Origin of the sequence: Paracoccus chinensis, assembly GCF_900102885.1 — a bacterium.
Lineage (GTDB): Bacteria > Pseudomonadota > Alphaproteobacteria > Rhodobacterales > Rhodobacteraceae > Paracoccus > Paracoccus chinensis.
The window spans coordinates 1-26761 of the sequence record NZ_FNGE01000026.1 but is presented as its reverse complement, the minus strand read 5'-3'; the positions used below and the strand labels follow the sequence as shown (position 1 = coordinate 26761).

Here is a 26761-nt window from a genome sequence, read left to right as displayed (position 1 = left end):
CCCGCCATCGCCCTCACCGCCCCGCCCGCCATCGTCGTCACCGCCGCGGCCGCCGTCGTCGCCACCATGGCCCCCATCGTCGTCGCCATGGCCGCCATGGTCATCGCCGCCAGCGCCGTCATCATCGTCACCGCGGCCACCGTCATCGCCCCTGTCGCGGCCAGAGCCTCCGTCGTCGCCGGGACCATCGTCATCCGCCTCGGGACCCCGGCGGCCGTCGTCGCCTTGGCGGCCGTCGTCGTCATCGCCGCCGACGGGTTCAAGCCTCCCTTCATCCCGGTCATAGGCAAAGCTGTGGGTTTCGCCTTCGCGCGTGGCCGAGACGGTGACCTCGCCATCATCCTCGGCGATGCGGACGTCCGAGTATCCCTGCCCGGCCAGACTGCGGGAGATCGCCTGCTCGTCGGCTTGGCTGACCTGCGCGGAAGCCGGCGCCGCGAGACCTGCGGCAAGGCCTGCGGCGGCGATCAAGGTCCTGATTCCTGCGGTCCTCATGGCGGTCCTCCTCATGCAGTGCGCCGATGGGGACGATGGGCACGACAGGGATTCGCCGCAAGACATTCCCCGGGGCTCGGCGCTCCTTTGCCCAAAGGCTGTGAGGAAACGCCCCTGCCTCCGGCGCGCGGCTCAGGCGGCCAGGCGCATGCCGTCGTGGCCGGTGATCGTCACGTCCAGCAGCGTGCCCTCGGGCAGGTCCCCGGCAAAGGCAACTTCGGTGAACTGCTCGGTCCGGCCGAGACGCGGGCCTTCGGTCAGGACGCGGTGGGTGCGGCCGACCTGCGCGGCCAGATGCGCGGCCAGCGCGGCTTCGCCCACGGCGCGCAGGCGCGCGGCGCGGTCCTTGATCTCGGGGCCGGGCACGCGGGGCATCCGCGCGGCGGGGGTGCCCTGGCGGGCGCTGTAGGGGAAGACATGCAGGAAGGTCAGGCCGCAGTCCTCGACCAGCTTCACCGAGTTCTCGAAATGCGCCTCGGTCTCGGTCGGGAAGCCCGCGATGATGTCGGCGCCGAAGACGATGCCGGGGCGCAGGCGGCGGGCTTCCTCGCAGAAGCGAACCGCATCGTCGCGCAGGTGGCGACGCTTCATGCGCTTCAGGATCAGGTCGTCGCCGTGCTGCAGGGACAGGTGCAGGTGCGGCATCAGGCGCGGCTCGGTGGCGATCGCCTCCATCAGCTCTGGATCGGCCTCGATGGAATCGATCGAGGAGATCCGCAGGCGCGGCAGGTCGGGCACCATCTTCAGGATGCGCCGCACGAGGTTGCCCAGCCGCGGCTGCCCCGGCAGGTCCGCGCCCCAACTCGTCAGGTCCACGCCAGTCAGCACGACCTCGTTGAAGCCCCGGTCGCGCAACCGCTTGATCTGGTCCACGACCACGCCTGCTGGGACGGACCGCGAGTTGCCCCGGCCGTAGGGGATGATGCAGAAGGTGCAGCGGTGGTCGCAGCCGTTCTGGACCTGCACATAGGCGCGATGACGGCCGAAGCCGTCGATCAGGTGGCCCGCCGTCTCGCGCACCGACATGATGTCGTCCACCATCACCCGTTCCGTGCCATAGTCGGGCGCGGCGAGGCTGGCCCATGTGGCGGGCTGCATCTTCTCGTGGTTGCCGACGACGCGGGCGACCTCGGGCATGGCGGCGAAGGTCTCGGGCTCGGTCTGGGCGGCGCAGCCGGTGACGATGATCGGCGCGCCGGGGTTTTCGCGCGCGAGGCGGCGGATTTCCTGGCGGGCCTTGCGGACGGCCTCGGCGGTCACCGCGCAGGTGTTGACAATCACCGCGCCGTTCAGGCCCGCCTCGCGCGCCATCTCGGCCATGGCCTCGGATTCATAGGCGTTGAGTCGGCAGCCCAGCGTGGCGAAGATCGGGGGCGCGCTCATCGGACGGTCTCCAGCCAGTCGGGGGACAGCACGCCCTTGAAGACCAGCGCCACGGGGCCGGTCATCCAGACCCCATCCTCGCGCCAGTCCACGGCCAGCGTGCCGCCGTCGAGGTCCAGCACCACCTTGCGCCCCGTCAGCCCGCGCCGGTGCGCCGCGACCGCCGTCGCGCAGGCGCCGGAACCGCAGGCGAGCGTTACGCCGGCGCCACGTTCCCATACCCGCATCCGCAACCGGTCGGTCGCGGTCAGCGAGGCGAATTCGACATTCGTGCGCTCGGGGAACAGCGGGTCATGCTCGATCCGGGGGCCGAGTTCCTCCAGGACCACCGCCTCGGCATCCGGGACGAAGAAGACGCAATGCGGGTTGCCCATGCCGACGGCAGCGGGACCGCCGTCCAGCGGCAGGCGGCCCGTGTCCGTCTCATGCGCCAGCGGCACCTCGTCCCACTGAAGCTGCGGATGGCCCATGTTGACATGGACCTGGTCCTCGCGGCGTTCGGCTTCCAGCATCCCGCGCCGGGTGGCAAAGCGCAGCCGGTCGCGGCCGAGGTCCGCCATCATCAGGTCGGCCACGCAGCGCGAGGCATTGCCGCAGGCCCCGGCCTCCGACCCGTCGGCGTTCCAGAACTCCAGCCGGTAGTCCGCCGCGTCGTCCGGCCGGATCTCGGCCAGCTGGTCGAAGCCCACGCCGCGGTTGCGGTCGCCCAGGGCGCGCGCCAGGGCCGGCGTGACCCGCCGCTGCGAGGCCCCGCGCGTATCGATGATGACGAAGTCGTTGCCCGCCCCGTGCATCTTCACGAAGCCCAGCCCGGCCGGATTCTGATGTTTCATCGCGGCGATATACGCCCGCGATCATGATTCCGCCAGATGGACGACAATTTGCCCTTGACCACCCCTGCAACCGCCCTTAGAGAGGCGCCCTGTGTTGGGCCCATAGCTCAGTTGGTAGAGCAACTGACTTTTAATCAGTGGGTCACAGGTTCGAATCCTGTTGGGCTCACCACTGTATCTCCTTCCATCAAGGACAAGGCCTTGCGCCTGCCCCCGGCAGCGGCGCTTGCGGCTTTGTGAAGCGATTGTTTTCCTTCGGGCGATTGACGCTTCCGCAGGGGACTTGTAGCTCGGCTTCAAAGCGATCTTCGGCAGGCAGATCCGGCCGCGCATCCTGCGCGGGTGACCCGTGTTCTGCGACAATTCGGACGTGCACCCTTGAGGGGGGCGCGGGGGCCGGATTACGTTGCGGCCAGCGGCCCGCCGGGGCAGTCGCTTTCCGGCGTGGATGCGCCGGTTCCCCGCCCGCCCCCGGGTCGATCGAACCGCGCGCCCGCCGCGCCGCCATGACGAAGAAAGGCGACACACCGGACGCATGCTCGGCCAGAACCTTCTCCTCCTGCTTGCAGTGCTGCCCTTCCTGGGCGCGATCCTGGCCGTCACCATGCCGGTCGGCGCCCGCAATGCCGAGGTGCTGCTGGCAGGAGGCGTGATGGTGGCGGGCCTGCTGGGTCTGGCCCCCCTTGCGGGCGAGGTCGCGGACGGGGGCGTGGTCGCCCGCAGCATCGAATGGGCGCCCTCGCTGGGGCTGGACATGACGCTGCGGCTGGACGGCTTTTCCTGGCTGATGCTGCTTCTGGTCTACGGCATCGGGCTGATGGTGGTCATCTACGCCCGCTACTACCTGTCGCCCGACGATCCCGTGCCGCGCTTCTACGGCTTTCTTCTGGCCTTCGCTGGCGCGATGGCGGGGATGCTGATGGCTGGCAACATCATCCTGATGGTGGTGTTCTGGGAACTGACGAGCCTCTTTTCCTTCCTGCTGATCGGCTACTGGCACCAGAACGGCGCGGCGCGCGAGGGCGCGCGCACGGCGCTGATCGTGACCGGGGCCGGGGGCCTCTGCCTGCTGATGGCGATGGTCCTGCTGGGGCACGCGGCGGGCAGCTATCACCTGGATGACGTGCTGAGGGCGGGCGACCGCGTGCGGGCACATCCCTGGTACGGCTGGATTCTGGGGCTGTTCCTGATCGGCGCCTTCACCAAGTCGGCGCAGTTCCCCTTCCATTTCTGGCTTCCGAACGCGATGGCCGCGCCCACGCCGGTCAGCGCCTATCTGCATTCGGCCACGATGGTGAAGGCGGGGGTCTTCCTTCTGGTGCGCTTCTCGCCCGTGCTCGGCGGCACCTCCGCCTGGTTCTGGGTGGTTGCGGGCACCGGCATGGCGACGCTGCTCTTGGGCGCGGTGATCGCCACCTGGCGCAACGACCTCAAGGGACTTCTGGCCTATTCGACGATCAGCCACCTCGGTCTGATCACGGCGCTGGCCGGGATGGGCAGCGGCGGCGCGATCGTGGCCGCGATCTTCCACATCATGAACCACGCGGTCTTCAAGGCCTCGCTGTTCATGGCTGCGGGCATCATCGACCACGAGACCGGCACCCGCGACATGCGCCGCCTGAGCGGGCTGCGCCATTCCATGCCGCGCACGGCGGCGCTGGCCATCGTGGCGGCGGCGGCCATGGCGGGCGTGCCGCTGCTGAACGGCTTTTTGTCCAAGGAGATGTTCTTCGCCGAGGCCGCCGACTGGCACAACGGCACCTGGCTGGACAACGCCCTGCCCTATATCGCGACCCTCGCCAGCGTCTTCAGCGTGGCCTATTCGCTGCGCTTCATCGTCTCGGTCTTCTTCGGCCCGCCCGCGACCGACCTGCCGAAGGAACCGCACGAGCCGCCGACCTGGATGCGCCGCCCGGTCGAGCTTCTGGTCGCCATCGTGCTTCTGGTCGGGCTCTGGCCCGCCGCCATGATCGGCACGGTCCTGCATGGCGGCGTGCTGGCGGTCCTGGGCGAGAGCACCCCTTATTACAGCCTGGCGCTGTGGCACGGCTTCAATGTCGCCCTGATGATGAGCCTCACGGCCCTTGTGCTGGGAACGGCCGTTTACTTCGTCATGGCGCCGCGGCTGTCGCGCGCCAACGAGGCGCCGGGCATCCTGTCGCGCATCCGCGGCCAGCAGATCTTCGACCGGCTGATGCTGGCGGTGACCCGCCGCTGGCCCGCGCAGCTTTACCGCATCCTGGGCAGCCCCCGGCTGCAGGTGCAGTTGCGCCTGATCGTGCTGCTGAGCCTCGGCGCCACGGCCGCGACGCTGTGGGGATTCGCGGGACTTGTCCCGCGCGAGTGGCTGCAAAGCTTCGACGCGACATTCGCGCTGCTGTGGATGGCGGGGATCGCCTGCGCCATCGGCGCCGCGGTCCAGGCCAAGTACCACCGCTTCGCCGCGCTGGCGCTGCTGGGGGGCGCGGGGCTGGTCACGGCCATGACCTTCGCCTGGCTGTCCGCGCCCGACCTGGCCGTGACCCAGATCCTGGTCGAGATCATGACCACCGTGCTGCTGCTTCTGGGCCTGCGCTGGCTGCCCAAGCGCCTGCAGGAGATTCCGGGCGACGCCCGCCTTCCCGCCCGCCGCCGCCGGGCCATCGACCTGGTGATCGCCTCGATCTGCGGGGCGGGCGTGGCCGCCATCGCCTTTGCGGTGATGACGGTGCCCCCCGGCCCCACCATCGGCGACTGGTTCCGCCGCAACGCCTATGCCGAGGGCGGGGGCACCAACGCGGTCAACGTGATCCTTGTGGATTTCCGCGCCTTCGACACCCTGGGCGAGATCACCGTTCTGGGGATCGTGGCGCTGACCTGCTATGCGCTGCTGCGCCGCTTCCGGCCCGCGCCCGAAAGCGTGGCCCTGCCCTCGCAGCAGACGTTCAACGAGCTGCCCCCCCTCAACTGCCCCCGCGAGCGCGAGGCCGAGCGCGAGCCCACGCGCCATGACCTGATGATGCTGATCCCCTCGGTCATCATGCAGTGGATGTTCCCGCTGACGGTGGCGCTGGCGATGTACCTGTTCCTGCGCGGCCATGACCTGCCGGGCGGGGGCTTCGCGGGCGGCGTGGGCTTCGCCATCGGCCTGCTGCTGCAGTATCTCGCGACCGACGTGCGCTTTGTCGAAAGCCGCATCACCATCCTGCCGGTGCGCTGGATCGGGCTGGGGCTGGTGATCGCGGTCGGGACCGGCATGGGGTCCTTCCTGTTCGGCTATCCCTTCATGACGGCCCATGCCCAGTATGTCACCCTGCCGCTGATCGGGCAGGTTCCGGCCGCGACCGCGCTGATCTTCGACCTGGGTGTCTTCGCCACGGTCGTGGGCGCGACCGTGCTGATCCAGATCGCCATCGCGCACCAGTCGCTGCGCTCGGCCCGCCTGCGGGCGCGCGAAAGCGCCGACGGCGCGGACGCGCGCGAGGAACGCGAGCACCGGCAGGAAGAACAGCAGCAACAGCAGGAGGGCGTCTGATGGAACTGACCCTGTCGCTGGGGATCGGCGTGCTGGTCGCCTCGGGCGTCTGGCTGGCGCTGCGCCCGCGCACCTTCCAGGTCATCGTGGGACTGGCGCTGCTGTCCTATGGCGTGAACCTGTTCATCTTCGCCATGGGCCGGCTGGTCACGGGCGCGGCGCCCATCATGCCCAAGGGCGGCTTCGTCAACCCCGAGCGCTATGCCGACCCCGTCCCCCAGGCGCTTGTCCTGACGGCCATCGTCATCAGCTTCGCCACGACCGCATTGTTCATGGTCGTCATCATGGCCTCGCGCGGGCTGACCGGCACCGACCATGTGGACGGAAAGGAGCGCAGTTCGTGACGCTTCCCGTCCACATGCTCGTCATGCCGATCCTGGTGCCGCTGCTCGCCGGGGCGATCATGCTGATGTATGACGAGCGGCGGCGGCAGCTGAAGCTGTCCATCGGCCTTGTCTCCTGCGTGCTGCAGCTGGGCGTCGCCATCGCGCTGATCGACCGCGCGGGCGGCTCGGCCGTGGAAGGGCGCAACATCGTCACCCTTTATCTGCTGGGGGACTGGCCCTCGCCCTACGGGATCGTGCTGGTGCTGGACCGGCTGTCGGCGGTGATGCTGCTGCTGACGGCGCTGGTGGCGCTGCCCGCGCTGCTTTACGCGGGGGCGGGCTGGCACCGGAACGGGCAGCATTTCTCGCCTCTCTTCCAGTTCCTGCTGATGGGGGTGAACGGGGCCTTCCTGACCGGCGACCTGTTCAACCTGTTCGTCTTCTTCGAGGTGATGCTGGCGGCCTCCTACGGGCTGCTGCTGCACGGCACGGGCCGCGTCCGCGTGGGCGCGGGGCTGCACTACATCGCCGTGAACCTGCTGGCGGCGATGCTGTTCCTTTTGGGCGTGTCGCTGATCTACGGCACCACGGGCACGCTGAACATGGCGGACCTGGCCACGCGCATCCCGCGCCTGACGGATGCCCAGCGGCCGATGGTCCATGCGGCGGCAGCGCTGCTGGCGGGGGCCTTCCTGATCAAGGCCGCCATGTGGCCGCTGTGCTTCTGGCTGCCCAACGCCTATGGCGCGGCCAGCCCACCCGTCGCGGCGGTCTTCTCGCTGCTGACCAAGGTCGGGGTCTATGTGGTGATCCGGCTGGGGCTGCTGCTGTTTGGCGCGCAGGCGGGCGCCTCCGCGGGCTTCGGGTCCAACGTCCTGGCGGCGGGTGGCATGGCCACAATGGTCTTCGGCGCGATCGGCGTGCTGCAGGCGCAGGACCTGGGGCGGATGACCGGCAACCTGGTGCTGGTGTCCTCGGGGACGCTGCTGACGGTGCTGGGGCTGGCGCTGATCTATGACGACGCGCCCATGCTGACCGCGGCACTTTACTACATGATCGCCTCGACCCTGGCGCTGGCGGCGCTGTTTCTGCTGGCCGAGCCCATCGGGCGCAAGGAAGGTGGCATCGCGGGCCTTCTAGCCATCACCGCCGAGGCCTTCGGCCTGGATGCCGAGGACGACCTGGACGAGGAAAGGGCCGAGCAGAACCGCCCCATCCCGGGCGCCACCGCCCTGCTGGGGCTGGCCTTCCTGGCCTGCGTGCTGGTCGTGGCCGGGCTGCCGCCGCTTGCGGGTTTCCTTGGCAAGTTCGGGATGCTGTCGGGCGCGATCGAGCGGGTGACGGTTCTGCCGAACCTTTGGGGGCACTGGGCCTTTGTCGTGCTGCTGATCGTCACCGGCTTCTGCGCGCTGGTGGCCCTGTCGCGCTGGGGCATCCAGAGCCTTTGGGCCAACACCGACGAGCCGCCCCTGCCCGTGCTGGAAATCCTGCCGATCCTGCTGCTGGTCGGCACGGTCGCCCTTCTGACGATCGAGGCCGAGCCCGCCCTGCGCTATCTCGACCGGACGGCAGACGCCCTGACCCGCAACCAGGTCTATATCGGCGGCGTGATGACCGCGCCCCCCGTGGGACCCGACCCGTCATGACGCTGCTGCCCCATCCCATCGTCACGGTCGTGCTGACCATCCTGTGGATGGTGCTGACGGGCTTCACCCTGGGCCAGCTGGTGCTGGGCCTGCTGGCGGGGATCCTGGGCGGCTTTGCCTATCGCCGCATCACGCCCCGGCGGATCGTGGTCAAGCGGCCCGGCGCCATGGCGCGGCTGTTCGTCCGCGTGGCGGGCGACATCGTGCGCTCGAACTACGACGTGGCGCGGCTGATCCTGTCCGAAGGGCGCCATCACAGGCGCAAGGCGGGATTCGTCCGCATTCCGCTGGACATGACCAACCCCAGCGGGCTTGCCGTCCTGGCCGTCATCGTGACCGCCACCCCCGGCACCGCCTGGATCGAATACGAGCCCCGCAACGGCCAGCTTCTGCTGCATGTCTTCGACCTGATAGAGGGGGACGACTGGGTCCACACGATCAAGTCCCGCTACGAGTCCCTGCTGATGGAGATCTTCGAATGAGCGCAACGATCCTGTCCGCCGTCCTGACCGTTTCGCAGATCTGCCTGGTGGCCGCGCTGGTGCTGGCCGTGATGCGCGCCCTGCGGGGGCCCCGCGCCCAGGACCGCGTGCTGGGGCTGGACACCATGTATGTCTGCGCCATGCTGCTGCTGGTCGTCACCGGCATGCAGCACGGCACCATCTACCAGTTCGAGGGGGCGCTGGTCATGGGCGTTCTGGGCTTTGTCGCCACCACCGCCATGGCCAAGTTCCTGATGCGCGGCGAGGTGATCGAGTGAGCCACCTTGAACAGCTTCCCCCCGTCGTCGCCCTGCTGATCGCGGGCTTTGTCGCGCTGGGGACCATCCTGACGCTGCTGGGCACGATCGGTCTGGTGCGCCTGCCCAGCTTCTACGAACGGCTGCACGCGCCCACTCTGGGAACAAGCTGGGGCGCGGCGGGGATCCTGATCGGCTCGATGCTGATGTTCTCGACCCTCGGTTCGCGGCTGGTGATCCACGAAGTCTTCCTGGGCCTGCTCATCATGCTGACGACACCCGTGACGATGATGGTGCTGGGCCGCGCGGCGCTGCACCGCGACCGCGCCGAGGGCCGGACCCCGCCCGGCACCGAGGGGCCCGAGCAGCCGTTGAAGTAACAGTCAGGCGGCCGGCAGGAAGGCCCCCTGCCGGGACAGGATATCGCGCCAGACCGTCAGCGCGGCCCCCTCGGGCGGGCTGTCGGCGCGGTGCAGGACGAACCAGCGCCGGATGATCGGCAGGTCGTGGCGATGCAGCGTGACCAGCCGCCCGGCCTTCAGCTCGTCCGCAACGGTGTGGCCGGAAATCAGCGCGATCCCGAGGCCCGCCATGACCGCCTGCTTGATCGTCTCATTCGAATCCATCTCGATCTCGGCGTAAGGCGCGCCCTCGCCCAGCCGGTCGAGAAACCGCTGCGCCAGCACGCGGGTCCCCGAGCCCGGTTCCCGCAGGATGATCGGCTGGGACAGGATCGCCTGCGCCGACACCTCGGGGTCGGGCGCCAGAGGGTGGCCGGGCGGCGCGATCATCACGTGGGGGTGGGGGCCAAGGTCGGCCGCGGTCACCACCGGGTCGCGCGGCGGACGGCCCATGACCGCCAGGTCCACGGTGCCGTCGCGCAGGGCGGACAGCACCCAGTCGCGGTTGCCGACCCGCAGCGCGACCTCGATCCCCGGATGGCTGCGCCGCAACCCCGCGACAAGGCCCGGGGCGAAATACTTGCCGGTCGAGACCACCGCCAGGACCACGCGCCCCGCCTGCCCCTGCCGCAGGGCCTCAATCTGGTCCAGTGCGCCCTGCAGCGCCGCGTCGGCCCGGCGCGCGGCCGCCAGCAGCGCCTCGCCCGCAGGCGTCGCCCCGAAGGCATGGGCCCCGTCGCGGAAGATCAGCGGCGCGCCGACCACGTCCTCGAGCACCCGCAACTGGCTGTGGACCGCTGGGGCAGTCAGGCCCAGCGCCTGCGCGGCCCCGCTGATCGAGCGCGTTTCAGCGACGGCACAAAGCGCGCGCAGCTGGCGCAGGGTCAGGGCATTCACCGCGCTCATTCACAATCCTGAAACGATGCTTCCAACTTATTAAATTTCCTTATCCATCCTCCTGCGCATGATCAACCGGAAGACGTGGCGCAGGAAGGGAGCGGCCGATGGCGGAAGGCGAAGACATCGGGCTCGACGATCTGGGCACAGGCGCAGAGGTCGCGCAGGTCGTCCGCCGCATCGCCCGCGTCGCCCGTGATCTGTCCAAGCGCATCGCCCGCGGGCCGCTGGAAGGTCACGGCGCGACGCGGGGTGAAAACAGCGACGGCGACACACAGAAGGCGCTGGACCTGATCGCCGACGAGGCTTTCGCCGCCGCGCTGACCGACAGCCCCGTGCGCTGGTATGCCTCCGAGGAACGCGAGGAAGTCGCGGCGCTGAACTCCGCCGGGGCGCTGGCGCTGGCCATCGACCCGCTGGACGGCTCGTCGAACATCGACACGAACGTCTCGATCGGCACGATCTTCTCGATCCTGCCGGCCGAGGAGGACCCGCTGACCTCGGTCCTGCGTCCCGGCACGGACCAGCTTGCAGCGGGCTACGTGATCTACGGGCCGCAGACGGCGCTGGTGCTGACGCTGGGCAAGGGGACGAGCGTGCATGTCCTCGACCCCGAAACGGGCCGGTTCGAACAAGTCGCGGCGCAACTGGAAATCCCCGCAGCCTCCAGCGAATTCGCGATCAACGTCTCGAACTATCGCCACTGGGGGGCGCCGGTCCGGGCCTATATCGACGACTGCCTGGCAGGCGATACCGGCCCGCGCGCCAAGAACTTCAACATGCGCTGGATCGCCTCGCTGGTGGCCGAAACCCACCGCATCGTCAGCCGGGGCGGCATCTTCCTTTATCCCGCCGACGCGCGGCGCGGCTACGAACGCGGCCGGCTGCGCCATGTCTATGAATGCGCGCCCATCGCCCTGCTGATCGAGCAGGCGGGGGGCGCCGCGACCGACGGCTGCGACCGCATCCTGGACCGGGTGCCGCAATCCCTGCACGAACGCACGCCCTTCGTCTTCGGCACCGCCGACAAGGTGCATCGCGTCGCCGCCTATCACGACCTCCCACACGAGGAAGTCGCCGCCCTTTTCGGCCGCCGCGGCCTCTTCCGGCAGTAGGATTCCATGAGCAGGAAACATCCCATCATCTCGGTCACCGGCAGCTCGGGCGCGGGCACGACCACGGTCAAGACGACCTTCGACCAGATCTTCCGGCGCGAGGGCATCCGCGCGGTCTCGATCGAGGGCGACGCCTTCCACCGGTACGACCGCGCCGCGATGAAGGCCGAACTGGCCCGGCGCACCGCGTCCGGGGACAACACCTTCAGCCATTTCTCTCTGGACGCCAACGAGCTGGGGAAGCTGGAAGAGATCTTCCGCATCTATGGCGAGACCGGGCGCGGCGAGACCCGACACTATGTCCATGACGACCGCGAGGCCGAGCGCTGGGGCGCCGCCCCCGGCACCTTCAGCGAGTGGGCCGATTTCGAGGACGGCAGCGACCTGCTGTTCTACGAGGGCCTGCATGGCGCGGTGAAGACGGACGGGATCGACATCGCCCGCCACGCCGACCTCAAGATTGGAGTGGTGCCGGTCATCAACCTGGAATGGATCCAGAAGATCCACCGCGACAAGGCCAGCCGCGGCTATTCAACGGAAGCCGTGACGGACGTGATCCTGCGGCGGATGCACGACTATGTGCATGTGATCACGCCCCAGTTCACCCAGACCGACATCAACTTCCAGCGGGTGCCGGTGGTCGACACCTCGAATCCCTTCATCGCCCGCTGGATCCCCACGGCGGACGAGAGCCTGGTCGTGATCCGCTTCCGCAACCCGCGCGGCATCGACTTCGCCTATCTCACCCAGATGATCCAGGGCTCGTGGATGAGCCGGGCGAACTCGATCGTCATTCCGGGACCCAAGATGGACCTGGCGATGCAGCTGATCCTGACGCCGATGGTCCAGCGGCTGGTCGAAACCTCGAAGAAGGCGTGATCCGATGAACGCACCCATGACGAAGAGCTACGACATGGCCGAGCGCGCGATGGCCAATGCCATCCGGGCACTGACGATGGACGCGGTGCAGGCGGCGAACTCGGGTCATCCGGGGATGCCGATGGGCATGGCCGACGTGGCGGCGGTGCTGTTCGACCGCTTCCTTTCCATCGACCCGAGCGACCCGAAATGGCCCGACCGCGACCGCTTCGTGCTGTCGGCGGGGCATGGGTCGATGCTGCTTTACGCGATCAACCACCTGCTGGGCTATGCCGACATGCCGGTCGAGGAGCTTCGCCGCTTCCGCCAGCTTGGCGCGCGGACGGCGGGGCACCCGGAATACGGCCATGCGGCGGGCGTCGAGGTCACGACCGGCCCCCTGGGGCAGGGGATCGCCACCGCCGTCGGCATGGCACTGGCCGAGCGGATGGCCAACGCGCGTTTCGGCGACGAACTGGTGGATCACTGGACTTATGTCATCGCGGGCGACGGCTGCCTGATGGAAGGCATCAGCCACGAGGCGATCGACATGGCCGGGCACCTCGGCCTCGGCCGGCTGATCGTGCTGTGGGACGACAACCGCATCACCATCGACGGCTCGACCGAGCTTTCCACCTCGACCGACCAGATGGCGCGTTTCGCGGCATCGGGCTGGCACACCATCGCCTGCGATGCCCATGACCCGGCCGAGATCGCCGCCGCCATCGACGCCGCGCGGCAGGACCCCCGGCCATCATTGGTGGCCTGCCGCTCGGTGATCGGCTTCGGCGCCCCGAACAAGCAGGGCGGCCATGATTGCCACGGCGCACCCCTGGGCGCCGAGGAGATCGCGGCTGCCCGCGGCTATCTCGAATGGACGCACGAGCCCTTCGTCATCGAGCCTGCCGTCTACGAGAAATGGCGCGGCATCGCCCGGCGCGGGGCCGAGGCGCGGCGGGAGTGGGAGTCGCGGAGGGACTCGCATCCGCAGCGGGCAGCCTTCAAGGCGGCGCAAGCCCGTGGCGGGCTGGACGAGCTGACCGCCGCCATGGCCGATTACAAGGCGCAGTTGCTGCTGAACCGGCCCAAGGTCGCCACTCGCAAGGCCTCGGAAATGGCGCTGGCGGTGGTGAACGCCACGCTGCCGGATACAGTCGGCGGCTCGGCGGACCTGACCGGGTCGAACCTGACGCGGACCAAGGACATGCGCCCGGTCCGGCGCGGCGACTACGGCGGGCGCTATCTTCATTATGGCATCCGCGAACATGGCATGGCCGCCGCCATGAACGGGATCGCGCTGCACGGGGGCTTCCGGCCCTATGGCGGGACGTTCCTCGCCTTTGCGGACTACTGCCGCCCCTCGATCCGGCTGTCGGCGCTGATGGGCGTGCCGGTCACCTATGTGATGACTCACGACTCCATCGGCCTGGGCGAGGACGGTCCCACCCACCAGCCGGTCGAGCATCTGGCGAGCTTGCGGGCCATCCCCAACCTCCTCGTGATCCGCCCCGCCGATGCCGTGGAAACCGCCGAGGCCTGGGAGATCGCCATGGCCTCGGCCGACCGGCCCGTGCTGCTGGCGCTGTCGCGGCAGAACCTTTCGACCGTCCGCAAGGACGTCACCGAGAACCTGACGGCGCGCGGAGCATATCCCCTCCTCGACCCCGGCGACCGTCAGGTGACCCTCATCGCCACCGGGTCCGAGGTCGAGATCGCGCTTGCCGCCGCCGAGCTGCTGGCCGCCCAAGGCATCCGCGCCGCCGTGGTCAGCGCCCCCAGCTTCGAACTGTTCGCGCAGCAGCCCGAGGACTACCGCGCCGCGACCCTCGGCGCCGCCCCCCGCGTCGGCGTCGAGGCCGCCATCCGGCAAGGCTGGGACGGCATGATGCTGCGGACCGGCGACGGCTTCGTGGGGATGACCGGCTTCGGCGCCTCGGCCCCCGCACCCGACCTTTACCGGCATTTCGGCATCACCGCCGAGGCCGTCGCCGCAACCGCCCGCAACCTGATCGAGGAGTGAGCCGATGGCCCTGATCACGCTGAGACAGCTTCTGGACCACGCCGCCGAGCATGGCTATGGCGTCCCGGCCTTCAACATCAACAACATGGAACAGGGCCTCGCCATCCTGAAGGCGGCGGCCGAGACCGACGCGCCGGTGATCCTGCAGGCCAGCCGGGGCGCGCGCGCCTACGCGGGCGACATCATGCTGCGCCACATGGTGCAGGCGCTGGCCGAGATGAACCCGGGTGTCCCGATCTGCCTGCACCAGGACCACGGCAACAACCTGGCCACCTGCATGAGCGCGATCCGCCACGGCTTCACCAGCGTGATGATGGACGGCTCGCTGAGGGAGGACATGAAGACCCCCGCCGACTACGACTACAACGTCGCAGTGACGGCGCGGGTCGCCGAGGCCTCCCATGCCGTTGGCGCCTCGGTCGAGGGCGAGCTGGGGGTTCTGGGCAGCCTTGAGACCGGCGAGGCCGCGGCCGAGGACGGGTCGGGCGCGGAAGGAAAGCTGGACCACAGCCAGTTGCTGACCGACCCCGACCAGGCGGTGGATTTCGTCCTGCGGACCCGCTGCGACGCGCTGGCCATCGCCTGCGGGACCAGCCACGGCGCCTACAAGTTCACCCGGCAGCCGGACGGCGACATCCTGGCGATGCACGTGATCGAGGAAATCCACGCCCGCCTGCCCGGCACGCATCTGGTGATGCACGGCTCATCCTCGGTCCCGCAATACCTGCAGGACCTCATCAACGAAAACGGCGGCGAGATGCCCCAGACCTACGGCGTGCCCGTCGAGGAGATCGAGCGCGGCATCCGGCACGGCGTCCGCAAGGTCAATATCGACACCGACTGCCGCATGGCGATGACCGGCCAGTTCCGTCGCATCGCCCGCGAAAAGCCCGCCGAGTTCGACCCGCGCAGGTTCATGGTCCCGGCGATGGAGGAGCTGACGGCGCTTTGCCGCGACCGCTTCGAACGCTTCGGCACGGCCGGCCACGCCAGCCGGATCAGGGTCATCCCGATGGATGACATGGCGAAACGCTACGCCTCGGGGGCGCTGGACCCCGCACTCACCGCGGCCCGGGCCGCCTGAAGGGAGGAATGCAGATGAACGAGATGAGCAAGACCGAGATCACCGACAAGAAGAAGCGCTATGCCGCGGGCGTGCTGAAATACGCCCAGATGGGCTATTGGGACGGCGACTACGAGCCCAAGGACACCGACCTGCTGGCGCTGTTCCGTATCACCCCGCAGGAGGGCGTGGACCCGATCGAGGCAGCGGCTGCGGTGGCGGGCGAAAGCTCGACCGCGACCTGGACGGTGGTCTGGACCGACCGGCTGACGGCCTGCGACCAGTATCGCGCCAAGGCCTACAGGGTCGAACCCGTGCCGGGGCAGGAAGGCCAGTATTTCTGCTATGTGGCCTATGACCTGATCCTGTTCGAGGAAGGATCCATCGCCAACCTGACGGCATCCATCATCGGCAACGTCTTCTCCTTCAAGCCGCTGAAGGCCGCGCGGCTCGAGGACATGCGGCTGCCCGTGGCCTACTGCAAGACCTTCAAGGGCCCGCCGACCGGCATCGTCGTGGAACGCGAGCGGCTCGACAAGTTCGGCCGCCCGCTGCTGGGCGCCACGACCAAGCCCAAGCTGGGGCTCTCGGGCAAGAACTATGGCCGCGTCGTCTACGAGGGGCTGAAGGGCGGGCTCGACTTCATGAAGGACGACGAGAACATCAACTCGCAGCCCTTCATGCACTGGCGCGACCGCTATCTCTACGTGATGGAGGCGGTGAACCTGGCCTCGGCCAAGACCGGCGAGGTCAAGGGCCACTATCTCAACATCACCGCCGGCACGATGGAGGAGATGTACCGCCGCGCCGAGTTCGCCAAGGAACTGGGCTCAGTGATCGTGATGATCGACCTGATCATCGGCTACACCGCGATCCAGTCGATCAGCGAATGGTGCCGGCAGAACGACATGATCCTGCACCTGCACCGCGCGGGCCACGGCACCTACACGCGCCAGAAGAACCACGGCATCAGCTTCCGCGTGATCGCCAAGTGGATGCGGCTGGCGGGCGTGGACCACATCCACGCAGGCACCGCCGTCGGCAAGCTGGAAGGCGACCCGATGACCGTGCAGGGCTTCTACAACGTCTGCCGCGAGACGCATAACGAGGTGGACCTGCAGCGCGGGCTGTTCTTCGAGCAGGACTGGGCCGACATCAAGAAGGTCCTGCCGGTCGCCTCGGGCGGCATCCACGCGGGCCAGATGCACCAGCTGATCGACCTCTTCGGCGACGACGTGGTGCTGCAGTTCGGCGGCGGCACCATCGGCCACCCGATGGGCATCCAGGCGGGCGCCACCGCCAACCGCGTCGCGCTGGAGGCGATGGTCAAGGCCCGCAACGAGGGCGTGGACATCCGCACCGAAGGCCCCGAGGTCCTGCGGAAGGCCGCCAAGTGGTGCAAGCCGCTGGAGGCCGCGCTCGATACCTGGGGCAACATCACCTTCAACTACACCTCGACCGACACCTCGGACTTCGTGCCGACCGCCAGCGTTTCTTGAGGAGGATCAGATGCGCATCACCCAGGGCTGCTTCAGCTTCCTGCCCGACCTGACCGATGACGAGATCAGCGCCCAAGTCGAATACTGCCTGGAAAAGGGCTGGGCCATCGGGCTCGAATACACCGACGAGCCGCATCCGCGGAACACCTATTGGGAGATGTGGGGCAATCCCATGTTCGACCTGAAGGACGCCAAGGGCGTGATGATGGAGCTTGACGACTGCCGCAAGGCGCATGGGGAAAAGTACATCCGCATCAACGCCTTCGACAACTCGCGCGGGCTTGAGACCGTGACCATGAGCTTCATCGTGAACCGTCCGGCGGTCGAGCCCGAGATCATCATGCGGCGCACAGAAGTGAACGGGCGGGCCATCCGCTACACCCACGAGGTCGCGCGCTGAGTTGCACGGCCGCACCGGGGGCTTCGCGCCCCCGGACCCCTGCGGGATATTTCCACGAAGAAGAAGGACTGAAGAATGGACGACGCGACACCGACTTTGATCGACCTGCGAGCGGAGTATGCAGAGTCCGGCGTCCGCGAGGTGCTGGATGAACTCGACCGCGAGCTGATCGGGCTTGCGCCCGTCAAGCAACGCATCCGCGAGACGGCGGCGCTGCTGCTGGTGGACCGGGCGCGGGCGCGGCTGGGGCTGAGCCACGAGACGCCGACCCTGCACATGAGCTTCACCGGCAATCCGGGCACCGGCAAGACCACGGTCGCGCAGAAGATGGCCGGGCTGCTGCACCGCCTGGGCTATGTCCGCAAGGGCCACCTGGTCAGCGTCACCCGCGACGATCTGGTCGGGCAATACATCGGCCACACCGCCCCCAAGACCAAGGAGGTGCTGAAGAAGGCGATGGGGGGCGTCCTGTTCATCGACGAGGCCTATTACCTCTACAAGCCCGACAACGAGCGCGACTATGGGCAGGAGGCCATCGAGATCCTGCTGCAGGTGATGGAGAACAACCGCGACGATCTGGTGGTCATCATGGCGGGCTATGCCGACCGGATGGACCGGTTCTTCTCGGCCAACCCCGGCTTCCGCTCGCGCATCGCCCATCACATCGACTTTCCCGACTATACCAACGAGGAGCTGGAGCGGATCGCGGAGTCGATGCTGGACGCGCAGGGCTATCGCCTGGATGACGAGGCCGGCGCGGCGATGGCCGAATACGTCTCCCTGCGCCGCGAGCAGCCGCATTTCGCGAATGCGCGGTCGATCCGCAACGCGCTGGACCGGGCGCGGCTGCGGCAGGCGAACCGGCTGTTTTCCCAGGATCGGCCCGTGACGGCGGCGGAACTCTGCACTATGACGCAGGCCGACATCCGCGCGAGCCGCGTCTTCTCCGGCGGGCTCGACCCCGACGGCAGCCGCAGGAAGGACCCGGCCCCATGACCTTCGACCGTTCCATCAAGATCGCCCCCTCGATCCTGTCGGCCGACTTCGCCGATTTCGGCCGCGAGATCCGCGCGGTCGAGGACCAGGGCGCCGACTGGGTCCACGTGGACGTGATGGACGGGCATTTCGTCCCGAACATCACCTTCGGCCCTCCTGCCGTCGCCGCCTTCCGCAAGCATGTCACCACCGTCATGGACGTGCACCTGATGATCGCGCCCGTGGACCCCTACATCGACGCCTTTGCCAAGGCGGGCGCGGACATCATCACCGCCCATGTCGAGGCGGGGCCGCATATCCACCGCACCCTGCAGGCGATCCGCGGCGCCGGAGTCAAGGCAGGCGTGGCACTCAATCCCGGCACCCCTGCGGAAGCGGTCGAGCACTTGCTGGACCTGACCGACCTCATCTGCGTGATGACGGTCAACCCCGGCTTCGGCGGGCAGAAGTTCATCGACATGACCGCCAAGGTCCGCCGCCTGCGCACCATGATCGGCGACCGCCCCGTGCATATCGAGATCGACGGCGGCGTCGATCCCACCACCGCGCCGCGGCTGGCCGAGGCAGGCGCCGACGTGCTGGTCGCGGGTTCGGCGGTGTTCCGGGGCGGGTCGGTGTCGAACAGCGCCCCTTACGGCGAGAACATCCGCGCCATCCGCGCGGCGGCCGAGGCGGCGCTGGCGTGACGCTGCGGGCCATCATCTTCGACGTGGACGGCACGTTGGCCGAAACCGAGGAGCTGCACCGCCGCGCCTTCAACGAGACCTTCGCGGCGCATGGGCTCGACTGGCACTGGGACCAGGACCGCTACCGCGAGTTGCTGCAGGTGACCGGCGGCAAGGAGCGCATGGCGCATGACCTGGCCGAACGCGGGCTTGCGGCGGACGACCACGACATCCCCACACTGCATCGCGCCAAGACCGGCCGCTATACCCAGCTGATGGCGCGCGGAGAGATCGCGCTGCGGCCGGGCATCGCCGACCTGATCCGCTCGGGGCGCGAGACGGGGCTGCGGCTCGCCATCGCGACGACGACCAGCCGTCCCAACATCGACGCGCTGATCCGGGCGACGCTGGGCTGCGAGGCAGGCGAGCTGTTCGACGCCATCGCGGCGGGCGACGAGGTCGCGGAAAAGAAGCCCGCGCCCGACGTCTATCTGCTGGCGCTGGACCGCCTCGGCGTCCCGCCCGAACATGCGGTCGCGCTGGAGGACTCGGCCAACGGTCTGATGTCCGCGCGGGCGGCGGGACTGCGCTGCGTGGTCAGCCCGGCAACCTACACGGCGGGCGATCCCTTCCCCGACGACTGCACGATCGTCGGGGATTTCACCCATGTCGCCTCGACCGAGGCGCTGGAACGGCTGCTGGAGGCCAAGGCATGATCGTGATCTTCGACCTTGACGGCACGCTGATCGACAGCGCCCCCGACATCCACAAGACCGCAAACGAGGTGCTGGCAGACGAGGGCTTGGGCGCGCTGGACCTGCCTACGGTGCGCGGCTTCATCGGCCATGGCGTTCCCCATCTGGTCGGACGGCTGCTCGGCCACTACGGCATTGTGGACGAGGCGCGGGCGGCGCGCATGATCTCGGGCTTCGGGGCACGCTACGAGGCGGCGGTGGGGCTGACCACGATTTATGGGAGCGCGGCCGAGGCGCTGGAGGCTCTGAAGGCGCAGGGTCACGTGCTGGGGCTCTGCACAAACAAGCCGGTGGCGCCCGCGCGGGCGGTGATGCGGCATTTCGGCATCCTCGACCATTTCACCGCCATCATCGGCGGCGACAGCGCACCCACCCGCAAGCCCGACCCCGAGCCGCTGCGGATGGCCGTCGCAGCCTGCGGCGGCGGACCCGCGCTTTTCGTGGGCGACAGCGAGGTGGATGCCGCCACCGCCACCGCCGCGGGCGTGCCGCTGATCGTCCATACCGAGGGCTATCGCAAGACGCCCGCCGAGGACTTTCCCCACGTCGCCGTCTTCAGCGACTTCGCCGCGCTGCCGGGGATCGTCGCGGCCCGAGCGGAAGCCCTCGAGACGGTGGGCTGACGGCTCAGCCGGTTTCCAGCGGCCTCAGCGCCTCGGCGCGCGCGCTGACCTCGCGCACCGCGCCCATGCGGCTGCGGACGACGCGCGAGGCGGCATCGGCGCCCGCCGTGATCGCCCCCGTCACGACCAGCAGCAGCAGCGCGCGGTCCAGCCGCAACTCGGCCACCGCGCTGTCGATGAAGAAGCCCAGCGTGGCGATGCCCAAGAGGCCCATGACGGCGGTTTCGCGCAGGATGATCTCCCACCGGTAAAGGCAAAGGGCCACGAAGCGGCCGAAGAGGCGCGGCGCGAGTTCCCAGGCCCAGAGGGTGGCGCCCTTGGGCGCGTCGCGGCGCAGGGGGAAGCCTTCCGCCTCGCGGCCCAGCAGGTGGCCGATGATGGCGCCGTTGTGCAGCGCCAGCGCCAGGATCGCGGGCAGCATCGAGGGGCCGAAGACCTGAAGGAACAGGTAGGCCAGCATGTACTCAGGGAAGGACCGCAGCACGACCAGCGCCATGTGGCCCGGCAGGCGCGCGCGTCCTGCCACGCGCCGGACGATCAGCCCGAAGCTGAGAAAGGCGATGGCGCCCGTCAGCACCAGTGCGATCTGGCCCACCACGATGGTCGCCCAGGCACCGGGCAGCCCTTGCGTCCACAGGATGTCGCCCAGCCAAGTCAGCAACCCCCCGGCCCCCTCGCCCCGGCGCAAGGGGGCGGGGACGATGTCCACGGTCAGGAACCGCCACAGCGCGCCCGATCCCATCGGCGGGTGGTCCAGAGCCGCCAGCCAGGCCGTGGCTGCCGCCAGCCACAGCAGCGCGGCACGCAGGCGCAGCCACAGCGGGATGGTGGCGATCAGCAGGACATAAAGGATCATGATGGCGCTGGCCGCGCCATAGTCCCCCTGCCGGAAGAAGGCATCCAGCTGAAAGCCTAGCGTCGGCAGCCCGATGAAACCCAGCACCGCCGAGGACCTCAGCCCGCATTCCACGCGATAGAGCACGTAGGACTGCATCCCCGGCCAGACCAGCGGCAGCCGCGCCCAGAGAAAGCGCGACAGCGCGTCGGTGCCGGGCGGCAGGACTTGGGCGGGACGAGGGTCGGCTTCCTCGATCTGCTCGGCAAAGACCTTGGCGAAGATGCCCGCATAGGGCAGCGCGATTGCCAAGACTCCGGTCGCCGGGCTGATCCCCAGCACCTGCATCAGGAACAGCGCCCAGAAGAGCTCATGCACCGAGCGCAGCGCGATCGACAGGCCCCGGACCAGCGCCGATCCCCAGAAGGGCGCCAGCGCCAGTCCCGCCATGGCACCTACCGCCACGCCGCAGAGCGCAAAGGCCACGGTCGAGACGAGCGCCGTGGCGATATTCTCGACCGCGCCAAAGTCGGGGGCGAGAAAGCCCCGCGCCATCCGCCCCAGCGCAGCCCAAGGGTCGTGCCCGGCCCAGCCGAGATCGGCAAAGGGGACCAGCGCCAGCCCCAGCACCGCGAAGATCAGGGCAACGGCCGGGCGGGACAGGCGCTCAGGCATGACGGCCATCGGATGCGCCCAACTCCCAGGACCGTGCCTCCATGGCGATGCGCCTTGGAAAGCCGGAGGCGGGCGCCGCCACGACCCGCGCGGCACGATTGCCGATGCATGGCCGGAACAGGCGCTCAGGCATAAAGCGCCTCGATCTGGGCGGGGCTGACCGCCTCGGGCGGGGCGTCCAGCACGACACGGCCCGCCCGGATGCCAACCAGCCGCGTGGCAAAGCTGCGCGCCAGTTCCACGTCATGCAGCGCCAGCACGCTTGCCGGGAAATGCGCTCGCATCAGGTCCAGAAGCGCCGCCGCCTGCGTCTCGTCCACGGCCGAGACGGGCTCGTCCGCGATCAGCACCTCGCCGCCGCGGTACAGCGCGCGGGCCAAAGCGGTGCGCTGGCGCTGGCCGCCCGACAGCGCCTCGACCGGCTGGTCGGCCTGCGCGGCAAGGCCCAGCGGGTCCAGCAGCGCCTGCACCTCGGCCCGGTCGCGGGCGGGGGGCCGCAGCAGCGTCCACAGGTTCCGCAGCGCGCCGTGGTCGTCCAGTCGCCCCATCAGCGCGTTCTTCGTCACCGACAGCTGCGGGACCAGCGCGTGGTCCTGCGGCGCCAGCGCCACCCGCAGCCCCGCCCCTGTCAGCCGGTCGTACAGCGCGTTCAGCAGCGTGGTCTTGCCCGCGCCGGATCGGCCCAGCAGCACCAGCCGCTCGCCCCTTTCCAGCGCCAAGGTCACGCCCCGCAGAACGGTCGCGCCGCCATAGCCGAGCGTCTCGCCCTGAAAGGCAGCCAGCGTCATTCCAGCAGCCCGAGCTCCCGCGCGACGGTCTCGATCGGGTCGAACTGGGCATTCTCGGCGGGGATGAAGCCTTCGCGCGGGAAAGAGGCCAGCAGCCCGGGGTCGTCCATGCCGATCAGCGCGTCCTGCACCTTCTTCGTGAAGCCCTCGCCGAAGCGTGCGTCCACGTCGCCGCGGATCACCCAGTTGTAGTCGGGGTAAGGCGGGGTCTTCCAGATGACCCTGGCCGTCTCGACCTCGGGCGCACCATCGGCCACGGCCTTGTCGTAGACGGCATAGTTCAGCGCCCCGATGTCATAGGCGCCCGAGGCCACCAGCCGCAGCGTCTGACTGTGGTCGCCCGAGAAACCCACGGTCGAGAAGAAGTCCTCGGGCGCGCCGTCCGTTTCCTGCCGGATGTAGTAGTCCGGCATCAGCCGCCCCGAGGTCGAGGTCTTGGCGCCGAAGGTGAAGCTTTTCCCCTCCGCGTTCTGCGGGAACTCGTCGGAGGGTTCCAGCCCGCTTGCGGTGTTGGCGATGAAGTAGCTGATAAAGGTCGGGTCCTCGGTCCCTTGGGCGATGGACTGCGCGCCGGGATTGGCCAGCCGCGCCTGCACCGAGGTCAGGCCCCCGAACCAGGCCAGCTGCACCTGGTCGTTGGTGAAGGCGGTGACGGCGGCGGGGTAGGATTTCACCGGGACGAACTCGACATCGACGCCAAGCTCCCTCGACAGGTAGTCGGCGACCTTGGAGAAGCGCGCGGTCAGGGCGGTCGCGTCCTCGTCAGGGATGGCCGAGAAATACAGCGTCTCGGCTTGGACGGCCGAGGCAAGGAACAGGCTGGCAGCGGCGAGAAGCCGGGCAGGCAGGCGCATGGATCACCTAATCAGGGACGTGGGGCTTTCCGGGGACGATATGGTCCGGAACCCTCGGGTCCCCGGCCCGGCCGCGCATCGCGGCACGTCGCAGCGCACACGGCGCATCGGATCGTCTGCGCGCCATCTTGCCGAAATGGCCGGCGGTTGCAAGGGAACGGCCCCCTCAGGGCACGGGCGTCCACATCACGTCGTCGATACGCGGCGCACCCGTGGCCAGCATCACCAGCCGGTCGAAGCCCAGCGCGATCCCCGAGGCGGGCGGCATCCGGGCCAGCGCCGACAGGAAATCCTCGTCCAGCGGATAGGCCTCGCCATAGACGCGGGCCTTTTCGGCCATCTCTGCGGCAAAGCGGCGGCGCTGCTCGGCGGGGTCGGTCAGTTCGCCGAAGCCGTTCGCGAGTTCCACCCCGCAGGCGTAAAGCTCGAAGCGCTCGGATACGCGGGGGTCGTCTCCGGCGCGGCGGGCCAGCGCCGCCTCGGGGGCGGGATAGCGGTCAAGGATCGTGGCGCGGCCGTGACCCAGATGCGGCTCGACCAGCGTCACGAGGACGCGGCTGAGGATGTCGGACCAGGTGTCGTCATGCGCCACCCGCAGCCCGGCCGCCTGTGCCTGCCCGGCCAGCCCGTCGCGGTCGGTCGAGCCATCTGCGCCGACCGTCGCCAGCAGGTCGATGCCGGCGTGGCGGTGGAAGGCATCCGCCACCGACAGCCGCTCGGGCGCGGCGAAGGGATCGCAGCGATGGTCGCGGAAGCGCAGTTCCGTTGCGCCCGCGCCAACGGCCGCCAGCCGCAGCAGGGCGGCGCAGTCCTCCATCAGCGCCTCGTAGGGCGCGCCAGCGCGATACCATTCCAGCATGGTGAACTCGGGGCTGTGCAGGGGCCCGCGCTCGCGGTTGCGCCAGACATGGGAAAAGGCGGCGATACGGGTCTCGCCGGCCGCCAGCAGCTTCTTCATGGCGAACTCGGGCGAGGTGTGCAGATACATCCGCCGCGCCCGGCCCTCGTTGCCGACGGCGTCGGTGACGAAGCCGTGCAGATGCGCCTCGTTGCCGGGGCTGATCGCCAGGGCGGCCGGATCGACCTCGGTGAAGCCCTCCTCGTCCAGCCATCTGCGGATGGCAGCCTGGATGCGGTTGCGGGTCAGCAGCAGAGGGCGGCGATCGGCGTGCCTGCGGGCGTCCCACCAGGGCGTTTCGGTCATGGCTGGCGATTTCCCATGGCTTGCGCTAAGGAGCCCGCCGATAATCCACACATCCCCCCATCGCAAGAAAGACGCCCGTGAAAGTCATCGCATCCAGCCTGCGCAAAGGCAACGTGGTCGAACTGGACGGCAAGCTCTATGTCGTCCTGACCGCCCAGAACTTCCATCCCGGCAAGGGCACGCCCGTGACCCAGGTCGACATGCGCCGCATCGCCGACGGCGTGAAGGTTTCGGAACGCTGGCGCACGACCGAGCAGGTCGAGCGTGCCCATGTCGACGAACGCGCCTATGACTTCCTCTACGAGGACGGCGAGGGCTTCCACTTCATGGAGCCGGAATCCTACGAGCAGGTCGTGGCCCCCGCCGACATGGTGGGCGACCAGAAGGCCTATCTCCAGGAAGGCATGCGGCTGTTCCTTCAGGTCTACAACGGCGTCCCGATCGCCATGACGCTGCCCCAGCGGATCACCGTCGAGATCACCGAAACCGAGCCGGTGGTGAAGGGGCAGACGGCCTCCTCCTCCTACAAGCCCGCCACGGTGGACAACGGCCTGCGCGTGATGGTGCCGCCGCATATCGGCGTGGGCACGCGCATCGTGATCAACACCGAGGACAATTCCTACGTGGAACGCGCCAAGGACTGAGGCGCGCCCCGACCGGCGCTGCCCTGCCGGGTGGCGCCGCACGGCCCCTTCCTCACGAAGAAGATGCCTTGCGAAGCCCCGGATCGTGCAACCCGCACGCCGGGGCTTCTTGCTGGCCCGCACCCGATCACGACCGTGACGCAGGCGCGCCCCTTTCAGATGACGGCGATGCCCCGGCCTTCCTCGACGCGGCCCACGACCGAAGCCAACGGATACCCCGCCTCGTGCAGACGCTGCACCCAGGTTTCCGCGGCCTCGGGCGCCACCGCCACCAGCAGCCCGCCCGAGGTCTGCGGATCGGTCAGCAGCGCGCGATGCCAGTCGGGGCAGCCTTCCGGCAGCGTGACCTCGGCGCCATAGGCGGCCCAGTTCCGGGTCGAGGCGCCGGTGACGTAGCCGGCCTGCGCCAGTTCCTCGGCACGGGTCAGCAAAGGCAGGGCGGCGCGGTCGATGACCACCCTGGCGCCCGAGCCCCGCGCGACCTCGAGCCCGTGGCCGAGGATGCCGAAGCCGGTCACGTCGGTGATGGCATGGACCGCCGCGTCCTCGGCCAGGTCCGCCCCGATCCGGTTCAGCAGCGTGGTCGAGGCGATCATCTCGTCGATGCCGGCCTGGTCCAGCGCGCCCTTCTTGATTGCGGCAGAATAGATGCCGACCCCAAGGCCCTTGGTCAGGATCAGCGCGTCGCCCACCTTTGCGTCGGCGTTGCGGCGCAGCTTGGCCGGGTCCGCCAGCCCGATCACCGCCAGCCCGTAGATCGGCTCGGGCGAGTCGATGGAATGGCCGCCCGCGACCGGAATCCCGGCTTCCGCGCAGATGGACCTGCCGCCTTCCAGAATCTCGCGGATGGTTTCCACCGGCAGCTTGTCGATGGGCATCCCCAGGATCGCCAGTGCCATGATCGGCCGCCCGCCCATGGCATAGATGTCGGAAATGGCGTTGGTCGCCGCGATCCGGCCAAAGGCGCGGGGGTCGTCCACCATCGGCATGAAGAAATCCGTCGTGGCGATCACAGCGGTCCTGTCGTCGATCTGCCAGACGGCGGCGTCGTCGGCAGTCTCGGTCCCGACAAGAAGCTGGGGAAAGACCTGCGCCACCGGCTGGTCGGCCAGAAGGTCGCGCAGCACCGCCGGCGCCAGCTTGCAGCCGCAGCCGCCGCCATGGGACAACTGGGAAAGGCGGATCGTGGGGACGTTCATCGGAAGGCTCCTTGCAACCTGTCGGAGATCGTCCTACCAGATTGCGCGGCCGAGTTCACGACCGGCCCGACAGCGCGGAACAACAGGAGATCACGGCGGCTCGCATCGTTGTGATCACATTCCGCTGCACCCCCCATTCCGTTTGACTTCTGCCGCGAAAATGGGCGAATATCGAGCCACCTATCTAATCGACAGGCAAACAGGAGGGTTCGAATGAACATCGACCTCTCACGTCGCGGCTTCCTGAAGCTTGCGGGTGCGGGAGTCGCGGCGACATCGCTGGGGGCCATGGGCTTCGGCAAGGCAGAGGCGGCGGAACTCGCGCATGTGCGCG

Annotated in this window: 27 protein-coding genes and 1 tRNA gene; 19 read left to right on the top strand and 9 right to left on the bottom strand. The window is 68.9% G+C overall.

What is annotated here, in order from left to right; genetic code table 11:
• The 3 genes from BLQ03_RS18085 to dapF form a co-directional block, all read right to left on the bottom strand.
• On the bottom strand, positions 1 to 471 hold a 471-nt coding region (locus BLQ03_RS18085; protein WP_175558918.1), incomplete at its 3' end, for a hypothetical protein.
• A gap of 156 nt (positions 472 to 627) precedes the next feature.
• The gene (mtaB, locus tag BLQ03_RS16120) at positions 628 to 1878 is read right to left on the bottom strand and encodes a tRNA (N(6)-L-threonylcarbamoyladenosine(37)-C(2))-methylthiotransferase MtaB (protein ID WP_090757343.1); all 1251 of its coding nucleotides are present in this window, start codon (positions 1876 to 1878) and stop codon (positions 628 to 630) included.
• A complete protein-coding gene (gene dapF / locus BLQ03_RS16115) occupies positions 1875 to 2711 on the bottom strand; it encodes a diaminopimelate epimerase (protein ID WP_090757342.1) in 837 nt (278 codons plus the stop codon). The genes mtaB and dapF overlap by 4 nt, the downstream gene beginning before the upstream one ends.
• 96 nt (positions 2712 to 2807) lie before the next feature.
• On the opposite strand from dapF, the gene BLQ03_RS16110 reads away from it, so the two are divergent.
• The 7 genes from BLQ03_RS16110 to mnhG all read left to right on the top strand — a co-directional run bounded on the left by BLQ03_RS16110 (position 2808) and on the right by mnhG (position 9316).
• Positions 2808 to 2883, top strand: a tRNA-Lys gene (locus BLQ03_RS16110).
• Positions 2884 to 3246: 363 nt separating this feature from the next.
• Positions 3247 to 6225, top strand: a complete 2979-nt coding sequence (locus BLQ03_RS16105) for a monovalent cation/H+ antiporter subunit A (RefSeq protein WP_090757341.1) — start codon at positions 3247 to 3249, stop codon at positions 6223 to 6225.
• A complete protein-coding gene (locus BLQ03_RS16100; protein ID WP_090757340.1) occupies positions 6225 to 6569 on the top strand; it encodes a Na+/H+ antiporter subunit C in 345 nt (114 codons plus the stop codon). The genes BLQ03_RS16105 and BLQ03_RS16100 overlap by 1 nt, the downstream gene beginning before the upstream one ends.
• Positions 6566 to 8197, top strand: coding sequence for a monovalent cation/H+ antiporter subunit D (locus BLQ03_RS16095; protein ID WP_245688979.1), 1632 nt, complete (start codon positions 6566 to 6568; stop codon positions 8195 to 8197). The genes BLQ03_RS16100 and BLQ03_RS16095 overlap by 4 nt, the downstream gene beginning before the upstream one ends.
• On the top strand, positions 8194 to 8679 hold the full coding sequence (locus BLQ03_RS16090; RefSeq protein WP_090757339.1) for a Na+/H+ antiporter subunit E: 486 nt from the start codon (positions 8194 to 8196) through the stop codon (positions 8677 to 8679). Before BLQ03_RS16095 ends, BLQ03_RS16090 begins: the two co-directional genes overlap by 4 nt.
• Positions 8676 to 8957, top strand: coding sequence for a K+/H+ antiporter subunit F (locus BLQ03_RS16085; protein ID WP_090757338.1), 282 nt, complete (start codon positions 8676 to 8678; stop codon positions 8955 to 8957). Before BLQ03_RS16090 ends, BLQ03_RS16085 begins: the two co-directional genes overlap by 4 nt.
• Positions 8954 to 9316, top strand: coding sequence for a monovalent cation/H(+) antiporter subunit G (mnhG, locus tag BLQ03_RS16080; RefSeq protein ID WP_090757337.1), 363 nt, complete (start codon positions 8954 to 8956; stop codon positions 9314 to 9316). Before BLQ03_RS16085 ends, mnhG begins: the two co-directional genes overlap by 4 nt.
• Before the next feature lie 3 nt (positions 9317 to 9319).
• Here mnhG and BLQ03_RS16075 read toward each other — a convergent pair whose 3' ends face one another.
• The gene (locus BLQ03_RS16075; protein ID WP_090757336.1) at positions 9320 to 10243 is read right to left on the bottom strand and encodes a LysR family transcriptional regulator; all 924 of its coding nucleotides are present in this window, start codon (positions 10241 to 10243) and stop codon (positions 9320 to 9322) included.
• A gap of 98 nt (positions 10244 to 10341) precedes the next feature.
• On the opposite strand from BLQ03_RS16075, the gene BLQ03_RS16070 reads away from it, so the two are divergent.
• The 10 genes from BLQ03_RS16070 to gph all read left to right on the top strand — a co-directional run bounded on the left by BLQ03_RS16070 (position 10342) and on the right by gph (position 20228).
• A complete protein-coding gene (locus BLQ03_RS16070) occupies positions 10342 to 11349 on the top strand; it encodes a class 1 fructose-bisphosphatase (protein WP_090757335.1) in 1008 nt (335 codons plus the stop codon).
• Positions 11350 to 11355: 6 nt separating this feature from the next.
• Positions 11356 to 12228 (top strand): phosphoribulokinase, encoded by an 873-nt coding sequence (locus BLQ03_RS16065; protein WP_090757334.1) that lies wholly within the window; start codon positions 11356 to 11358, stop codon positions 12226 to 12228.
• A 16-nt stretch (positions 12229 to 12244) separates the two neighbouring features.
• Positions 12245 to 14227: a transketolase gene (tkt, locus tag BLQ03_RS16060; RefSeq protein ID WP_090757346.1), complete on the top strand. Its 1983-nt coding sequence runs from the start codon at positions 12245 to 12247 to the stop codon at positions 14225 to 14227.
• Between the two features lie 4 nt (positions 14228 to 14231).
• Positions 14232 to 15311: a class II fructose-bisphosphate aldolase gene (fba, locus tag BLQ03_RS16055; protein WP_090757333.1), complete on the top strand. Its 1080-nt coding sequence runs from the start codon at positions 14232 to 14234 to the stop codon at positions 15309 to 15311.
• Positions 15312 to 15334: 23 nt separating this feature from the next.
• Complete coding sequence (locus BLQ03_RS16050) at positions 15335 to 16789, top strand: form I ribulose bisphosphate carboxylase large subunit (protein WP_425415749.1); 1455 nt, start codon at positions 15335 to 15337, stop codon at positions 16787 to 16789.
• Between the two features lie 10 nt (positions 16790 to 16799).
• Positions 16800 to 17189, top strand: coding sequence for a ribulose bisphosphate carboxylase small subunit (locus BLQ03_RS16045; protein ID WP_090757332.1), 390 nt, complete (start codon positions 16800 to 16802; stop codon positions 17187 to 17189).
• Between the two features lie 75 nt (positions 17190 to 17264).
• Complete coding sequence (gene cbbX, locus BLQ03_RS16040) at positions 17265 to 18185, top strand: CbbX protein (protein ID WP_090757331.1); 921 nt, start codon at positions 17265 to 17267, stop codon at positions 18183 to 18185.
• A complete protein-coding gene (gene rpe, locus BLQ03_RS16035; RefSeq protein WP_090757330.1) occupies positions 18182 to 18871 on the top strand; it encodes a ribulose-phosphate 3-epimerase in 690 nt (229 codons plus the stop codon). The genes cbbX and rpe overlap by 4 nt, the downstream gene beginning before the upstream one ends.
• Complete coding sequence (locus BLQ03_RS16030) at positions 18868 to 19566, top strand: HAD family hydrolase (RefSeq protein WP_090757329.1); 699 nt, start codon at positions 18868 to 18870, stop codon at positions 19564 to 19566. Before rpe ends, BLQ03_RS16030 begins: the two co-directional genes overlap by 4 nt.
• A complete protein-coding gene (gph, locus tag BLQ03_RS16025; RefSeq protein ID WP_090757328.1) occupies positions 19563 to 20228 on the top strand; it encodes a phosphoglycolate phosphatase in 666 nt (221 codons plus the stop codon). The genes BLQ03_RS16030 and gph overlap by 4 nt, the downstream gene beginning before the upstream one ends.
• A gap of 4 nt (positions 20229 to 20232) precedes the next feature.
• Here the strand turns inward: gph and BLQ03_RS16020 are convergent, their stop codons facing one another.
• The 4 genes from BLQ03_RS16020 to epmA form a co-directional block, all read right to left on the bottom strand.
• Entirely contained in the window at positions 20233 to 21747 is a 1515-nt protein-coding gene (locus BLQ03_RS16020; RefSeq protein ID WP_245688977.1) for a PhnE/PtxC family ABC transporter permease, read from the bottom strand.
• A gap of 116 nt (positions 21748 to 21863) precedes the next feature.
• Positions 21864 to 22526, bottom strand: a complete 663-nt coding sequence (locus BLQ03_RS16015) for an ATP-binding cassette domain-containing protein (protein ID WP_090757327.1) — start codon at positions 22524 to 22526, stop codon at positions 21864 to 21866.
• Positions 22523 to 23380, bottom strand: a complete 858-nt coding sequence (locus BLQ03_RS16010; RefSeq protein WP_090757326.1) for a putative selenate ABC transporter substrate-binding protein — start codon at positions 23378 to 23380, stop codon at positions 22523 to 22525. The genes BLQ03_RS16015 and BLQ03_RS16010 overlap by 4 nt, the downstream gene beginning before the upstream one ends.
• Before the next feature lie 166 nt (positions 23381 to 23546).
• On the bottom strand, positions 23547 to 24584 hold the full coding sequence (epmA, locus tag BLQ03_RS16005) for an EF-P lysine aminoacylase EpmA (protein WP_090757325.1): 1038 nt from the start codon (positions 24582 to 24584) through the stop codon (positions 23547 to 23549).
• A 77-nt stretch (positions 24585 to 24661) separates the two neighbouring features.
• Between epmA and efp the strand changes: the two genes are divergently transcribed.
• Positions 24662 to 25228, top strand: a complete 567-nt coding sequence (gene efp / locus BLQ03_RS16000) for an elongation factor P (RefSeq protein WP_090757324.1) — start codon at positions 24662 to 24664, stop codon at positions 25226 to 25228.
• Positions 25229 to 25383: 155 nt separating this feature from the next.
• Here the strand turns inward: efp and selD are convergent, their stop codons facing one another.
• The gene (gene selD / locus BLQ03_RS15995) at positions 25384 to 26427 is read right to left on the bottom strand and encodes a selenide, water dikinase SelD (protein ID WP_090757323.1); all 1044 of its coding nucleotides are present in this window, start codon (positions 26425 to 26427) and stop codon (positions 25384 to 25386) included.
• 213 nt (positions 26428 to 26640) lie between these two features.
• Between selD and BLQ03_RS19235 the strand changes: the two genes are divergently transcribed.
• Positions 26641 to 26761: twin-arginine translocation signal domain-containing protein (locus BLQ03_RS19235; protein WP_139166783.1), on the top strand; the 121-nt coding region annotated here is incomplete at its 3' end.

Coding starts and splice junctions, on each gene's coding strand:
- mtaB (WP_090757343.1), bottom strand. CDS start 1,878: ATGAGCGCGCCCCCGATCTTCGCCACGCTGGGCTGCCGACTCAACGCC.
- dapF (WP_090757342.1), bottom strand. CDS start 2,711: ATGAAACATCAGAATCCGGCCGGGCTGGGCTTCGTGAAGATGCACGGG.
- BLQ03_RS16105 (WP_090757341.1), top strand. CDS start 3,247: ATGCTCGGCCAGAACCTTCTCCTCCTGCTTGCAGTGCTGCCCTTCCTG.
- BLQ03_RS16100 (WP_090757340.1), top strand. CDS start 6,225: ATGGAACTGACCCTGTCGCTGGGGATCGGCGTGCTGGTCGCCTCGGGC.
- BLQ03_RS16090 (WP_090757339.1), top strand. CDS start 8,194: ATGACGCTGCTGCCCCATCCCATCGTCACGGTCGTGCTGACCATCCTG.
- BLQ03_RS16085 (WP_090757338.1), top strand. CDS start 8,676: ATGAGCGCAACGATCCTGTCCGCCGTCCTGACCGTTTCGCAGATCTGC.
- BLQ03_RS16075 (WP_090757336.1), bottom strand. CDS start 10,243: ATGAGCGCGGTGAATGCCCTGACCCTGCGCCAGCTGCGCGCGCTTTGT.
- BLQ03_RS16070 (WP_090757335.1), top strand. CDS start 10,342: ATGGCGGAAGGCGAAGACATCGGGCTCGACGATCTGGGCACAGGCGCA.
- BLQ03_RS16065 (WP_090757334.1), top strand. CDS start 11,356: ATGAGCAGGAAACATCCCATCATCTCGGTCACCGGCAGCTCGGGCGCG.
- tkt (WP_090757346.1), top strand. CDS start 12,245: ATGACGAAGAGCTACGACATGGCCGAGCGCGCGATGGCCAATGCCATC.
- fba (WP_090757333.1), top strand. CDS start 14,232: ATGGCCCTGATCACGCTGAGACAGCTTCTGGACCACGCCGCCGAGCAT.
- BLQ03_RS16050 (WP_425415749.1), top strand. CDS start 15,335: ATGAGCAAGACCGAGATCACCGACAAGAAGAAGCGCTATGCCGCGGGC.
- BLQ03_RS16045 (WP_090757332.1), top strand. CDS start 16,800: ATGCGCATCACCCAGGGCTGCTTCAGCTTCCTGCCCGACCTGACCGAT.
- cbbX (WP_090757331.1), top strand. CDS start 17,265: ATGGACGACGCGACACCGACTTTGATCGACCTGCGAGCGGAGTATGCA.
- rpe (WP_090757330.1), top strand. CDS start 18,182: ATGACCTTCGACCGTTCCATCAAGATCGCCCCCTCGATCCTGTCGGCC.
- gph (WP_090757328.1), top strand. CDS start 19,563: ATGATCGTGATCTTCGACCTTGACGGCACGCTGATCGACAGCGCCCCC.
- BLQ03_RS16020 (WP_245688977.1), bottom strand. CDS start 21,747: ATGGCCGTCATGCCTGAGCGCCTGTCCCGCCCGGCCGTTGCCCTGATC.
- BLQ03_RS16015 (WP_090757327.1), bottom strand. CDS start 22,526: ATGACGCTGGCTGCCTTTCAGGGCGAGACGCTCGGCTATGGCGGCGCG.
- BLQ03_RS16010 (WP_090757326.1), bottom strand. CDS start 23,380: ATGCGCCTGCCTGCCCGGCTTCTCGCCGCTGCCAGCCTGTTCCTTGCC.
- epmA (WP_090757325.1), bottom strand. CDS start 24,584: ATGACCGAAACGCCCTGGTGGGACGCCCGCAGGCACGCCGATCGCCGC.
- selD (WP_090757323.1), bottom strand. CDS start 26,427: ATGAACGTCCCCACGATCCGCCTTTCCCAGTTGTCCCATGGCGGCGGC.